20 protein-coding genes and 1 pseudogene are annotated in these 12824 nt (G+C 38.0%); 18 read left to right on the forward strand and 3 right to left on the reverse strand.

Annotated features, from left to right (window positions below):
- From AB5706_RS18420 to AB5706_RS18465, 10 genes are all read left to right on the forward strand, one after another.
- Positions 1–195, forward strand: a 195-nt coding sequence (locus tag AB5706_RS18420) for a hypothetical protein (RefSeq protein WP_272105124.1), incomplete at its 5' end; no start/stop codon positions are given.
- A 259-nt stretch (positions 196–454) separates the two neighbouring features.
- Positions 455–826, forward strand: a complete 372-nt coding sequence (locus AB5706_RS18425) for a hypothetical protein (protein WP_148463580.1) — start codon at positions 455–457, stop codon at positions 824–826.
- A 276-nt stretch (positions 827–1102) separates the two neighbouring features.
- Positions 1103–1267 carry a rubredoxin gene (gene rd / locus AB5706_RS18430; protein ID WP_148463579.1) on the forward strand — a complete coding sequence of 55 codons (165 nt, stop codon included), beginning with the start codon at positions 1103–1105 and terminating at the stop codon, positions 1265–1267.
- A 76-nt stretch (positions 1268–1343) separates the two neighbouring features.
- Positions 1344–1778 carry a bacteriohemerythrin gene (locus AB5706_RS18435; RefSeq protein WP_019161195.1) on the forward strand — a complete coding sequence of 145 codons (435 nt, stop codon included), beginning with the start codon at positions 1344–1346 and terminating at the stop codon, positions 1776–1778.
- Between the two features lie 287 nt (positions 1779–2065).
- Positions 2066–2278, forward strand: coding sequence for a sporulation initiation factor Spo0A C-terminal domain-containing protein (locus AB5706_RS18440; protein WP_148463578.1), 213 nt, complete (start codon positions 2066–2068; stop codon positions 2276–2278).
- 4 nt (positions 2279–2282) lie between these two features.
- A complete protein-coding gene (locus tag AB5706_RS18445) occupies positions 2283–2711 on the forward strand; it encodes a hypothetical protein (protein ID WP_024854725.1) in 429 nt (142 codons plus the stop codon).
- 179 nt (positions 2712–2890) lie between these two features.
- On the forward strand, positions 2891–3103 hold the full coding sequence (locus AB5706_RS18450; protein ID WP_005421604.1) for a DUF6219 family protein: 213 nt from the start codon (positions 2891–2893) through the stop codon (positions 3101–3103).
- A 3-nt stretch (positions 3104–3106) separates the two neighbouring features.
- Complete coding sequence (gene bcp / locus AB5706_RS18455) at positions 3107–3562, forward strand: thioredoxin-dependent thiol peroxidase (protein ID WP_055060581.1); 456 nt, start codon at positions 3107–3109, stop codon at positions 3560–3562.
- Positions 3562–4308 (forward strand): peroxide stress protein YaaA, encoded by a 747-nt coding sequence (gene yaaA / locus AB5706_RS18460; protein ID WP_148463576.1) that lies wholly within the window; start codon positions 3562–3564, stop codon positions 4306–4308. Before bcp ends, yaaA begins: the two co-directional genes overlap by 1 nt.
- A 75-nt stretch (positions 4309–4383) precedes the next feature.
- Positions 4384–4542, forward strand: coding sequence for a rubredoxin (locus AB5706_RS18465; RefSeq protein WP_055055545.1), 159 nt, complete (start codon positions 4384–4386; stop codon positions 4540–4542).
- 180 nt (positions 4543–4722) lie between these two features.
- On the opposite strand, the pseudogene AB5706_RS18470 reads toward AB5706_RS18465, so the two are convergent.
- Positions 4723–5118: pseudogene (locus AB5706_RS18470) on the reverse strand (transposase); the annotation flags it as partial.
- 103 nt (positions 5119–5221) lie between these two features.
- Positions 5222–6310 carry a pyridoxal phosphate-dependent aminotransferase gene (locus AB5706_RS18475; RefSeq protein WP_173771954.1) on the reverse strand — a complete coding sequence of 363 codons (1089 nt, stop codon included), beginning with the start codon at positions 6308–6310 and terminating at the stop codon, positions 5222–5224.
- 243 nt (positions 6311–6553) lie between these two features.
- On the opposite strand from AB5706_RS18475, the gene AB5706_RS18480 reads away from it, so the two are divergent.
- From AB5706_RS18480 to AB5706_RS18510, 7 genes are all read left to right on the forward strand, one after another.
- On the forward strand, positions 6554–6805 hold the full coding sequence (locus AB5706_RS18480) for a kinase (protein WP_118583122.1): 252 nt from the start codon (positions 6554–6556) through the stop codon (positions 6803–6805).
- Between the two features lie 13 nt (positions 6806–6818).
- Positions 6819–7379 carry a GNAT family N-acetyltransferase gene (locus AB5706_RS18485; RefSeq protein ID WP_173716727.1) on the forward strand — a complete coding sequence of 187 codons (561 nt, stop codon included), beginning with the start codon at positions 6819–6821 and terminating at the stop codon, positions 7377–7379.
- Between the two features lie 45 nt (positions 7380–7424).
- A complete protein-coding gene (locus tag AB5706_RS18490; RefSeq protein ID WP_118583172.1) occupies positions 7425–8183 on the forward strand; it encodes a sulfite exporter TauE/SafE family protein in 759 nt (252 codons plus the stop codon).
- A gap of 167 nt (positions 8184–8350) precedes the next feature.
- Positions 8351–9097 carry an SDR family NAD(P)-dependent oxidoreductase gene (locus tag AB5706_RS18495; protein ID WP_173716729.1) on the forward strand — a complete coding sequence of 249 codons (747 nt, stop codon included), beginning with the start codon at positions 8351–8353 and terminating at the stop codon, positions 9095–9097.
- 92 nt (positions 9098–9189) lie between these two features.
- Positions 9190–9495 carry a thioredoxin gene (gene trxA / locus AB5706_RS18500; protein WP_005421612.1) on the forward strand — a complete coding sequence of 102 codons (306 nt, stop codon included), beginning with the start codon at positions 9190–9192 and terminating at the stop codon, positions 9493–9495.
- Positions 9496–9507: 12 nt separating this feature from the next.
- The gene (locus AB5706_RS18505) at positions 9508–9828 is read left to right on the forward strand and encodes a rhodanese-like domain-containing protein (RefSeq protein ID WP_005421613.1); all 321 of its coding nucleotides are present in this window, start codon (positions 9508–9510) and stop codon (positions 9826–9828) included.
- Between the two features lies 1 nt (position 9829).
- Positions 9830–11521: an FAD-dependent oxidoreductase gene (locus AB5706_RS18510; protein ID WP_368366259.1), complete on the forward strand. Its 1692-nt coding sequence runs from the start codon at positions 9830–9832 to the stop codon at positions 11519–11521.
- A 120-nt stretch (positions 11522–11641) separates the two neighbouring features.
- On the opposite strand, the gene AB5706_RS18515 is transcribed toward AB5706_RS18510, so the two are convergent.
- Positions 11642–12376 (reverse strand): Crp/Fnr family transcriptional regulator, encoded by a 735-nt coding sequence (locus tag AB5706_RS18515; protein ID WP_347562194.1) that lies wholly within the window; start codon positions 12374–12376, stop codon positions 11642–11644.
- A gap of 115 nt (positions 12377–12491) precedes the next feature.
- Between AB5706_RS18515 and AB5706_RS18520 the strand changes: the two genes are divergently transcribed.
- Complete coding sequence (locus tag AB5706_RS18520) at positions 12492–12815, forward strand: thioredoxin family protein (RefSeq protein WP_055057012.1); 324 nt, start codon at positions 12492–12494, stop codon at positions 12813–12815.
- The last annotated feature ends 9 nt before the right edge of the window (positions 12816–12824 follow it).

The following is a 12824-nucleotide window of genomic DNA, read 5'->3' on the forward strand; positions in this document are numbered from 1 at the left end:
GGACAGCTGGTTCCCATATTTTTTACATGGGAGGATGGAAGAAAGTATAGCATTGACAGAATTTTGAAAATCGAGCGGTGCGCCAGCAGAAAGGCAGGCGGTGTAGGAATGATGTACACCTGTATGATACAGGGGCAGGAAAGCCACTTGTTTTACGAAGTGGATAAATGGTTTATGGAGAGAAAAACAGCATAAGGAGAGATTGGTATAGACGATATTATTTGGATTATTAATCGGCAGGGATAGTCACTTTCCCTTTATATTCCTGCAGGTTTTACATAAGAAGATGGATTTCGGTCAGCAAAGGCAGCTCCCACAATGCCTTTTGGATATCCGCTTCTGCAAGTTGTAGTAAGTAATTGCTTCCCATCAAAATCATGAGATCGTGGTACCGCAGGCAAAGGATAAAAGATTTAGACCGTCACTGGGCGTTGAGGAAGAGTAGGTGAGTAATATGAGATACGAAGATTCGATGAAAGATGTAGCTGATCAGATAATCAAAGAACAGCAGCGAGCCAGTAAAATTAAAAACAATCCAGAAGAGTTCCATTGGCATGACGAATATGCAACGTTGAATTTCTTTCGGTTTATCTGCAAAAATATCGGTAACTTGAGAAATGGAGAAATTGAAAAAATGGTCACACGTTTAAAGAACATAGATCAGAAAGCAGTGGAAAACCATGTGAATGGTGCTGTTTGGGCATTTGATTATGATAAGATGTTCTGTGTATTGATGGAAAATGAAATTTGCCGAAAGGTGTGTGAAAAGAATAAATATAACAATTGGATGAATCTGATTGGACAGTATTGTGTTTCAAGGACTTAAAGACGAAGAAAGTTGTTGGAGAGAAGTAATTTCCAGCAACTCTGTCTTTAATGAATAGAGTTCATTTTTTTATTCAACTATTCCCATAATATATACAATATGTAAATGTGCAATTCAAATATCAGTTTATGCTAAGTACAAAAATAATAATAATTACTATTATTGACAAAAGAATAATTATCATGTATAATACAGATATACAAGAAACAAAGTGTTAGAAAAATTGCTAGGAACTTGGTAACAAAAATAAATCGACATTGAAAAGGGAAAATGACTATGAAAAAATATGAATGTGAACCATGTGGCTATATTTATGATCCGGCAGTAGGCGATCCAGACGGAGGTATCGCTCCAGGAACTGCATTTGAGGATATTCCAGATGACTGGACATGCCCAATCTGCGGATTAGGAAAAGATGTTTTCGTTCCTGTAGAAGACTAAGCAGAAAATGCAGATACGAAACTGCCAGACATTAAAAGAGCCTAAGAGAACATATAAAAGAAATGGAGGTCAAATTATGACTTACGATTTAAACATTACCTTTGATGACAATTTAGTAACAGGAAATAAAACAATCGATACACAGCACAAAGAATTGATTGACCGTATTCAGAACTTTGTAATTGCCTGTCAAAATGGCGACAGCAAGGTAAAGGCGATCAAACTTCTGGATTATCTTAACGAGTATACTGACTTTCATTTTAAAGAAGAAGAAGCACTTCAGGAAAAAGCCGGTTATCCAGAGCGTGAAAAACATTATGAAAAACATGAAGAGTTTAAAAAGACAATTCAGGAACTGTATGAATACCTTCAGGAGTATGAAGGACCAACAGATCGGTTCAGTGAACTTGTACAGAAAAATGTAATCGACTGGCTGTTTGGACACATTAAAACATACGACCGCTCTGTGGCAAAATTTATCTTTATGAAACAAAATCCAGATCGATGCTAAAATAAACCAGGGAACGAGTTCACTCAGAATGTAGACAACGTGATGAAGTAAACTAGGGGCTGTCATAATGCAGCCCCTTTCCTGTTATAGCGATATTCTAGGTAATATATTGCGCTGGCATGACATATTATTTTACTACTACTATATGGGAAGAGCAAGCAGCTCTTCTTTTTTTGTCCTTTTTATCCAATTTTAAGTTGTAAAGTCTCTTTTCATGCCAACAGAAATATGCTAAATTGATTTTATAGAACAAGATATAATTCCACTTATATATCTGAGGAAAATGAATGAGAGAGAAAACTATATATGAGAAGATTGCAGAAAAGTATAACACAACACCAGAAGAAGTACGCAGAGAAATGCAGATAGCCATAGATGCAGGATTTGTTAATCCTGACCCGGCAGTGCAGGAAGAATGGAAGAAAATGACACTTAAAGGAGACAGGCCCACACCGGAAGAAGTAATCAATTACGCAGTAAAAAAATTAAAAGGAAATTAAAAATATGAAGAAAAAGATAATTGCAGTAATTTCAGGAACAGCAATCTTGATAATTGCTGCAGGAAGTATTTATGGGAAATTTGAATCCAGTCATAAAGAAGGCGAACCAGATGTAGTTGGAACTTTTTCTGTAAATCGGGATGAAAATATAACCGTGGTCGCAAATAGGGAAGATATTGAGGATAGAGAAGCGTTTGCAAGAAAACTTTTGCAGATGTACAAGGATGATTCTTTTCATTCGACAAAATTCTCCACAGACAGAGGATATGCGACGAGCATTGATATGAACATCTATTTATGGAAAGAAGATATTGAAGACGGGGAATCGGTAATGACAGCCGAATATAGACCTGTAGAATACGGAAAGGACTATGATGTTGTCAATAATCCTGATAAATTTCAACTATATATAGATGGAAAAGAGATTAAATAGTAATCTCCTGAAAGCAAGCTTTTTGTCAATTATTTCAAAGAAAAATTAAAGGATAACAATACATAGTTTTGACAATGATATTTTGAAAAATTTTATAGGAATGCTCTATTATCAAATTGACATAAGAATATGGTAGCGTATAATTAGAATTGAATACACTGAAAAAATGGAGGAATTACATGAAAGCACATAAATATTGGTCAGTAGGAGCATTGATCACAATGCTTGGGACTTTTTACACTGGATATAAAAAGCAAAAATCAAGTCACAAATACTTTGCTTTAAGTTCTATGTTATGTATGGTAATGGCGATATATACAGGTCATAAAATGATTACCGGGAATAGGAAGAAAAAGGCGAATAAAGAGAAAGATACAGAAAGGGAGGGATAAATAATGTTGGAAGTAGGGGTTAAGGCACCGGATTTTGAGTTGCCAGATCAAAATGGGAAAATACATAGATTATCGGATTATACAGGAAAAAAAGTGATTTTATATTTCTATCCCAAGGATAATACAGCGGGATGCACGAAACAGGCATGTGGGTTTTCTGAGCGATACCCTCAGTTTACCGAAAAAGGAGCAGTTATTCTTGGAGTCAGTAAGGATTCTGTATCCTCTCATAAGAGATTTGAGGAAAAATATGGATTGGCATTTACACTTTTAGCAGATCCAGAGCGGAAAGTTATTGAAGCATATGATGTATGGAAAGAAAAGAAAAATTATGGAAAAGTCTCTATGGGAGTAGTAAGAACCACATATCTTATTGATGAACAGGGGATTATTATAAAGGCAAATGATAAAGTCAAGGCTGCAGATGATCCTGAAAATATGCTCAAGGAATTAGATTAATGAAGATAATATTATCCCCTGCTAAAAAGATGATTACAGATACTGACAGCATAGCGCCGGATGGATTGCCTGAATTTATTGAAAAGACGACAGAGATACAAAGTTGGTTGAAAAGTAAGTCAAAAGAAGAACTGAAGACTATCTGGAAATGTAATGACAAAATTACAGAACAGAACTTCAATAGATTGGAAAACATGGATCTTTATCATTTACTTACCCCAGCTGTCTTATCATATGAAGGAATTGCTTTTCAATATATGGCTCCATCCGTGTTTGAGGACAGTCAGTTCGAGTATGTACAAAAGCATTTGAGAATAATATCTGCATTTTATGGTGTGTTAAAACCAAGGGATGGTGTGACGCCTTATCGTTTGGAAATGCAGGCGAAGGTTGGAATAGGAGAAACAAAAAATCTATATGAGTACTGGGGAGATTTATTATACCGCTCAGTGATTGATAACAGCAGGATTATAATCAATCTGGCATCGAAAGAATACTCTAAGTGCATAGAAAAATATCTGACACGACAGGATAGATACATTACGATTACATTTTGTGAGTTATCAGGAGATAAACTGGTGACAAAAGGTACATATGCTAAGATGGCCCGTGGTGAAATGGTTAGGTTCATGGCTGAAAACAGAATTGAAAATCCTGAGGATATTAAGAAATTTGATAGACTAGGCTATTCATTCCGCTCTGATTTATCATCAGATGCAGAATATGTTTTTGAACGGAAAAAATGATGATTGAATTATTATTTTAAATAAAAGGTAATCAGTAATATTGATTATTATAATAATAGAAGGAGGAACAAACTAATGAAATATGTATGTGACGTTTGCGGATGGGAATATGATGAAGAGAAAGGTTATCCTGAAGGTGGTATTGCACCAGGAACAAAGTGGGAGGACGTTCCAGAAGATTTTGAATGCCCATTATGTAATGTTGGAAAAGATCAGTTTTCAGAAGTTGAATAAAATTCTGATTATTTAAATACGGATAGATAAACAAAAACCCTGGTGCGTGTGAGCAACAGGGTTTCAGACTGTAGACAAACTTGGTGTTGGGTGTTATGCCCAGCACCATTTTTCTTTTAAAACTTCTTTTCTTTTTATTTTCTTCAAAATCAACAAAAATCTGGCTGTGTTCCAACCTCGTTTTTCCAGAATCTTTGAAAAGATATGCTCAAAAAGGTCTGTATCTTTGAAACGGCGGGTATAATTCTTTCCAAATGTAGAGAAATGAGGTACTGGATCTAACATGTCTAGTCCGAGAAACCAGCGGTATGCAACGTTTACCTCGATCTCTTTCATGGTCTGACGCATGCTTTTTATCCCATAGAGATACTGAATGAATGGTATCTTTATCAGCATGACGGGATCCATACTGGGACGGCCGTTATCCGGACAGTATTTTTCTTCAACCAGATCATAAATAAAATTCCAATTGATTGCTTTATCAATCAATCGCAGCATATGGTTTTGAGGTACCATGTCATCCATGGAAAACATCATCATTTGTTCTCTGTTTTTATCTGCATTTTTCGTCATCATAAAAAACACCGCCCTTCTGATATTTATTATATCAGAAAAGCGGTTCCAACAATAGCAAAACCCTGCAAAAGCAGGGCTTTGTCTACAGTCTGAAGCAGCTGGATTACAGCTGCTTCAGTACGTTTAAGAGTTTTGTATTATCGTCGTGCATCATGATGCAGAAGCGGACAAATTCGCCGTCCAGGCACTGGAAGGAAGAACAGTCGCGGATCATCAGGCCTTTTTTGATGCAGGCCTCAAAGACATCGGCGGAAGTCAGACCGTCCCGGCGGATTTTTAATAAGATGAAATTGGCATAGGCAGGATAAACTTTAAAAGTAGGGATATTTTGAAGTTCCTGCTCCATGCGGTCACGCTCATCGAGGATCAGATCACGCGTTTCCTGAATGTAGTCGTGGTCACGGAGCATCAGCTCTCCGGCAAAGGCACCAAGACTGTTCAGTGACCATGGCGTCTGTTTTTCTCGCATTTTGGAAAGAAATTCCATATTTCCGGTAATTCCGTAACCGAGACGCATGCCCGGTGCAGCATAAAATTTAGAAACACCACGCAGTACCATAAGATTGGTAAATTCTCTGGTCAGAGGAATTGCAGTTATTTCTTCGACATCTGGTGCGAACTCTACGTAAGTTTCATCGATCATGACAAAAATATCTTTATCTGCACAGAATGCGATCAGTTTGCGGAGATCTTCCTCCATGATCGCAGAGGAAGTCGGATTATTCGGATTGCAGAGAATCAGGAAATCATAACCGTTTTCCAGAGTTTTGCACAGATCCTCTACATCGAGAGTGAAATTTCGTTCTTCTCGCAGATGATAATATTCCTGTGTGCTTCCGGAGAAAGAAAGTTCTCTGGAATATTCGGAATATGTCGGTCCGAGAATCAGGGTGTGTTTCGGCGCACGTTCCTGAATCAGAAGTGAGATCAGTTCACTGGAACCATTTCCCGGTAAAATAAATTCAGCGGGAATCCTGCAGTATTCTGAGATCGTATTTCTGAGAGATACATAATCTCTGTCCGGATAAGAAGAAAAAAGATCAACATTTTCTGCAATTTCTTTTTTTACAGAGGCGGAGAGGCCAAGAGGATTGACATTTGCCCCGAATTTAACGATATCTTCTTTATTTAAATGATAGTAGTCACATATTTTTTCTATGTCACTTCCATGAAAAACCATTTTTGTAGTCATAAGGTTACACTCCTCATTATTTCGCTATTTACTATAATAAATCATCGAAGCGTTTTTTACAATAGACAACCGCCGAAGATGTGTTATACTAGAAAAACAGGTGTTGCTGTGAACACAGGCAGTATTCCGCGAGGTGTTTTGGAATGGATTTTGACCAAGTTGCTGTGAACGGAGTGAACAGTAACAAACAGGTGTTGTTGTGAACAGCAATAACTAATAAATATGCAAGACGGGGGAATGAATATGAGATTGCAGACAGTACAGGATGCATTGAATCAAAAAAATATCAGGTTTGAATATACCGAAGAAGACGGATGCGGAAGTCTGGATTTTATGTTCCGCGGACTGAAATTCCATGTGTGGGAATATCACGATGGAGTCTGGGGTGCAGAGACAAATATCTATGAGGCAGGCAGAAGTGAGGATATTGAGGGCGATTATGAAGAAAAGATTGCCGGAGAAATTCTGTCATGGCCGGATATGATTAATAATTAAGCAGGAGAGAAAAATGAAACTTGTAAACATTGCCGATGAAGGCGCAAAATATAAATGGCAGCTTTATGATCTGTATGATAAAGCATTTCCGGAACAGGAGAAAAAGCCCCTGCAGGTAATGGAAAACCTGGTAGCAGATGGAAAGATGGAGATGCTTGCAATGGTTGACGAAGATGAATTCGTAGGATTGGCAATCAATCTGATCGATGCGGAGCAGGATAGGGCGCTTCTGGATTATTATGCAATTGTACCGGAGAAAAGAAATTACGGATATGGAAGCAGGGGACTGGAGGCATTACTTAAAAAGTTCAAAAATCATAAATATATTTTTGAAATAGAAACACAGGATGAAAAAGCAGAAAATGCTGAAGAACGCAAAAAAAGAAAGGCTTTTTATCTTCGGAACGGACTTCAGGAGACGGGATTGTTTGTAAATGTGTATGATACAGATTTTGAAATCCTTACACCGGACGGTGAGCTGACTTTCTGGGAATATGTAGATTTTCTGCGAGAAGTAATGTATGAAGAATACGTACAGATTCTTCGCCCGACATTGATTGCGATGAAAAAATAATAAAAATACAAAAGGAAATTAAGGACAGGGAACGTGGGAGAAAATGTGGTTTTAGTTTATCTGGTAGTATGTTTTTTTGTATTTCTGGCAGGATTTGTGGATTCGATTGCCGGAGGAGGCGGACTGATCTCACTTCCGGCATATATGATTGCGGGATTGCCGGTACATACTGCAATTGCAACAAATAAAATGAGCAGCTCCATGGGAACTTTCGTGGCATCTTTTCACTACATGAAAAAAGGCTTTATGAAATGGAAAATCTGTATTCCGGCAGTTTTTGGTGCAATTGCCGGATCCTGGATAGGATCTCATCTGGCTCTTCTGATTTCGGAGAAAGCTTTAAAGATCGCCATGCTGGTTGTGCTTCCGGTCATTTTGTTTTATGTACTGAGAAGCAAAGCACTGAAAGGAAAAGACGAAAATGCAACAGAAGTAATCAATGGAATGCTGATTTTTAAAAGTATTCTGATCGCAGCTGTAGTTGGTATTTATGATGGGATTTACGGACCGGGAACAGGAACATTTCTGATGCTTTTATTTACCGGTTTCTGTCATATGACATTAAACGATGCAGCAGGTGCCACAAAGGCAATCAATCTGACAACCAATATCACAGCACTTGTCGTATTTCTGATCAATGGCAAAGTGCTTTTGCCACTGGGAATTGCAGCAGGAGTTTGTAACATGGCAGGGAATTATCTTGGAAGTCATAGCTTTACTTCAAACGGTCACAAGATCGTAAAACCGGTTATGATTGTGGTGATCGTGATCTTCTTCATTAAAGTATTAACAGAACTGATTTGAAACACACAAAAGGGGACTTATTTCACATCCCCCTTTGTCTACAGTCTGAAACCCTGGTGCGTGTGAGCAACAGGGTTTTTTATTGCGATAGTTTGTGATGATATCACAGAAAATGATTTACCTTTTGCTTATAATGTACCTACAAACAAAGTAAGGAGGTAGTCTAAATGAGATTAAAAGATAAAGTTGCAATCATTACGGGTGGAAGCCGTGGTATAGGATTTGCTACATCTGATAAATTCTTGAAGGAAGGTGCTTCAGTTGTGTTGGCAGCAAGTTCACAGGAATCGGCAGATGTTGCTGTAGATAAATTAAAAGAAAAATATCCCAATGCAATAGTTGCTGGAATTAGTCCAAATCTGGCAAGCATGGAGTCTGTCAGAAAGGCTTTTAAAGAGGCAACTGAAAAATATGGATGTGTCGACATATTGGTAAATAATGCAGGGATTTCAGAAAACACCTCATTTATGGATTATACAGAGGAGACTTTTGATAAAGTCATGGATCTAAATGTAAAAGGAGTATTTAATACTACTCGTGTAGCAGCAGAATGTATGGTGGCAAGAGGCAAGGGGGTCATTCTCTCAACTTCTTCCATGGTGAGTATTTCGGGACAGCCAAGTGGGTTTGCTTATCCGGCATCGAAGTTTGCAGTAAACGGATTGACTGTATCATTAGCAAGAGAACTAGGACCTAAAGGTATTCGTGTTAATGCTGTTGCACCTGGGATTACAGAAACTGATATGATGAAGGCCGTGCCAAAGGAAGTTATCGAACCTATGATTGAAAGAATTCCATTGCGTCGTCTTGGACAGCCAGAAGATATTGCCAATGCGTTTGTGTTTCTTGCTTCAGATGAGGCGAGTTACATTACAGGTGTTATATTAAGTGTAGATGGTATGGCAAGAAGTTAAGTTAATGAGGTATGGTGATGTAATCACGGATAATAAATGAAATTAAGACTATAATAAATCTACAAAAAGAAAAAGATAAGGAGGACTGTAAAATGTCTGCTATTAATATCAATAAAAATAATTTTCAGAACGAAGTACTGAATTCCGATAAACCCGTTCTTTTAGATTTTTGGGCATCTTGGTGTGCGCCTTGCCGCATGGTAGTACCCATTGTAGAGGAGATTGCAAGTGAGCGTAGAGATATTAAAGTTGGAAAGATTAATGTAGATGAAGAGCCTGAACTGGCAAATAAGTTCAGTATTATGAGCATTCCGACTTTAGTGGTTATGAAGAATGGGAAGATTGTACAGCAAGTTTCAGGGGCGAGACCTAAGAATGCGATTTTAGAAATGCTTTAGGGAGGTGTGCTAATGGGATTTTTTGATCTCTTTAAACAGTCGAATATTAATCAAGGCATAGAAGAATATAAAAGGACTGATGATGCAGTTCTGCTGGATGTACGTACACCGCAGGAATATCAGGAAGGACATATACCAGAAAGTAAAAATGTGCCGTTGCAGCAACTTGACAATATTGCTTCTGTAGCGAAGAATAAGGATATCCCACTGTTTGTATACTGTTATTCCGGTTCACGAAGCCGCCAGGCAACTGGGATACTGCAACGAATGGGATATTCTAAAGTAAATAATATCGGTGGCATTGCAGCTTACTCAGGAAAGGTGGAAAAATAAGATGAAGGTAATAATTGTAGGAGGTGTAGCCGGAGGAGCTACAGCCGCAGCAAGAATACGCAGACTGAATGAACATGCTGAAATTACTGTGTTTGAAAGATCCGGATACATATCCTATGCAAATTGTGGACTTCCATATTATATTGGAGACGTGATCACAGACCCGGAAGAACTTACACTACAGACACCAGAGAGTTTTTTTAAACGCTTCCGTATTAACATGAAAATTCATCATGAAGTTATCTCCATACATCCGGAACGTAAAAAGGTTTCAGTGAAAAATTTAGAGAATGGTGAGATATTTGAAGAAAAATATGATAAGCTGATCCTCTCTCCAGGTGCAAAGCCAACACAGCCGAGACTTCCCGGAGTAGGTATTGATAAACTTTTTACACTTCGTACTGTAGAAGACACTTTTCGGATAAAGGAATATATAAATAAGAATCATCCAAAATCGGCTGTATTGGCAGGTGGCGGTTTTATTGGTCTGGAACTGGCAGAAAATTTGAGGGAGCTTGGCATGGATGTTACGATTGTCCAGCGGCCTAAGCAGCTGATGAACCCTTTTGACCCGGATATGGCATCCATGATCCATAATGAAATGAGAAAGCATGGGATAAAACTGGTACTGGGCTATACAGTAGAAGGATTTAAAGAAAAAGACAACGGAGTGGAGGTCCTGTTGAAAGATAATCCATCCCTTCAGGCTGATATGGTAGTTCTGGCAATCGGAGTCACACCAGACACAGTATTAGCAAAAGAAGCCGGTCTGGAACTTGGCATCAAGGAAAGTATTATAGTGAATGACAGAATGGAAACCTCTGTACCGGATATTTATGCTGCAGGTGATGCAGTTCAGGTAAAACATTATGTTACGGGTAATGATGCGCTGATTTCTTTGGCAGGACCAGCCAATAAACAGGGCAGAATCATCGCTGATAATATTTGTGGCGGTGATAGTCGTTACCTGGGCAGTCAGGGAAGCTCCGTTATAAAAGTGTTTGATATGACAGCAGCCACTACAGGTATCAATGAAACCAATGCCAAAAAGTCAGGATTAGAGGTAGATACAGTAATTCTTTCTCCTATGAGTCATGTCGGTTACTATCCTGGTGGAAAAGTGATGACAATGAAGGTGGTTTTTGAAAAAGAGACCTATCGTTTGCTTGGTGCTCAGATTATTGGATATGAAGGAGTTGATAAACGTATTGATGTGCTGGCAACAGCAATCCATGCAGGGCTGAAGGCAACCCAGCTGAAGGATTTGGATCTCGCATATGCACCGCCTTATTCCTCTGCCAAGGATCCTGTAAATATGGCAGGATTCATGATAGACAATATAGCAAAAGGTACCTTAAAACAATGGCATCTGGAAGATATGGATAAGATTTCTAGAGATAAAAGTGTTGTGTTGCTGGATGTGAGAACTGTAGGTGAATTTAACAGGGGGCATATGGATGGATTCAAAAACATTCCTGTAGATGAACTAAGGGAACGTATCAATGAAATTGAGAGGGGAAAGCCTGTTTACCTGATATGCCAGAGTGGGCTGCGAAGTTATATTGCCAGTCGTATTCTGGAAGGAAATGGATATGAAACATACAACTTCTCCGGCGGATTCCGCTTCTATGATGCAGTTGTCAATGACCGTGCGCTGATTGAAAAGGCATATGCATGTGGTATGGATTATTAAAAATAATCATAATATTTTTATAATTTTCTTATAGCATAAAAAGATCCCCCATTTATTAGAATGACTTTCATAATTCTGATAAATGGAGGATTCTTCTTTATATGTTACAGAAAAACAATTTTATGATCTTTGGAGTGTTTCCAGTCTTTTTGGATCAAGGATTGTGATTTTGCCGCGGGAGAGTTTGACGAGACCTTCGCCTTGAAAGTATCGAAGCATTCGAGTGATAACTTCCCTGTGGGAACCAAGATGATTAGCAATCGTCTCATGAGTGATTTTCAGCTCGTTTGTTCCTTCGATAGAGGTCTCTTCTAAAAGAAATGAAGCAACACGCTTATCCAAACTCTTCCACATGATTTGTTCAATCAGCCACATGACATCAGAAAAACGGGTGGCTATTAACTCATTGGTATAGTTTGCGACGGGAGCAGATTCCTTCATAATGCCCTTATAGATTTCAGCAGGGATGATCCAAAGATCAGTATCTTTTTCTGCTTCAATGGTTACTTCAAATTGAATGGAGCGTATGATACATGAGGCGGATAAAAGACACATATCCATATCGAACAGACGGTAAAGTGTAATCTCTCGTCCTTCATCTGAAAGTATGTAGGTTCGAAGCTGCCCGGATTTAACCAGTAATAATCCAGTGCAATCCAGGTTTCCATTGTGAATGATTGTCCCTTTTTTTACATACTGTGTGATTAAATTGTCTGAAATTATTTTTTTCTGTGTTGTATTTAAGTCATTCCATAGTGGAAAACAATTTTCGAAGTTCATAACCGTTATCTCCTTTACGAACATAGTATACTTGCTTTTTTTAGATGCGTCAATTATATAACTGGCATATGCCATAAATAGAAATAAAAAGAAGTGTAATAAAGTAAATTATCTTTTCTGTGATATCATCACGGAAGCAAGCACTTATTTGGGGTATATTAAGTTCAAATAGGAGAAGGAGTTGAAAAATATGACATCTATAAATATAAATAAAGAAAAGTTTGGACAATTAATTCATAAGGAAAAACCGGTTTTGGTTGATTTCTGGGCACCTTGGTGTGGTTATTGCCGTAGAATTGGAGCGGCTTATGAAAAAATAAGTGAAGAATACAGCGATATTCTTATTGCTGGAAAAGTGAATATTGATGAAGAACCACAGATTGCAGAAGCTGAAAAGATTGAGGTGATTCCTACGCTGGTTTTATATCGAAATGGAAAGGCAATAGATTCTATTGTTGCACCTGAATCAAAAATAATGATAGAGAATTTTATTAATGAAGCATTGGAAAAATAAAAGGAGGAC

The organism is Ruminococcus sp. RTP21484sp1_RTP21277st1_D2_RTP21277_210401, from assembly GCF_040924225.1.
Lineage (GTDB): Bacteria > Bacillota > Clostridia > Lachnospirales > Lachnospiraceae > Blautia_A > Blautia_A faecis.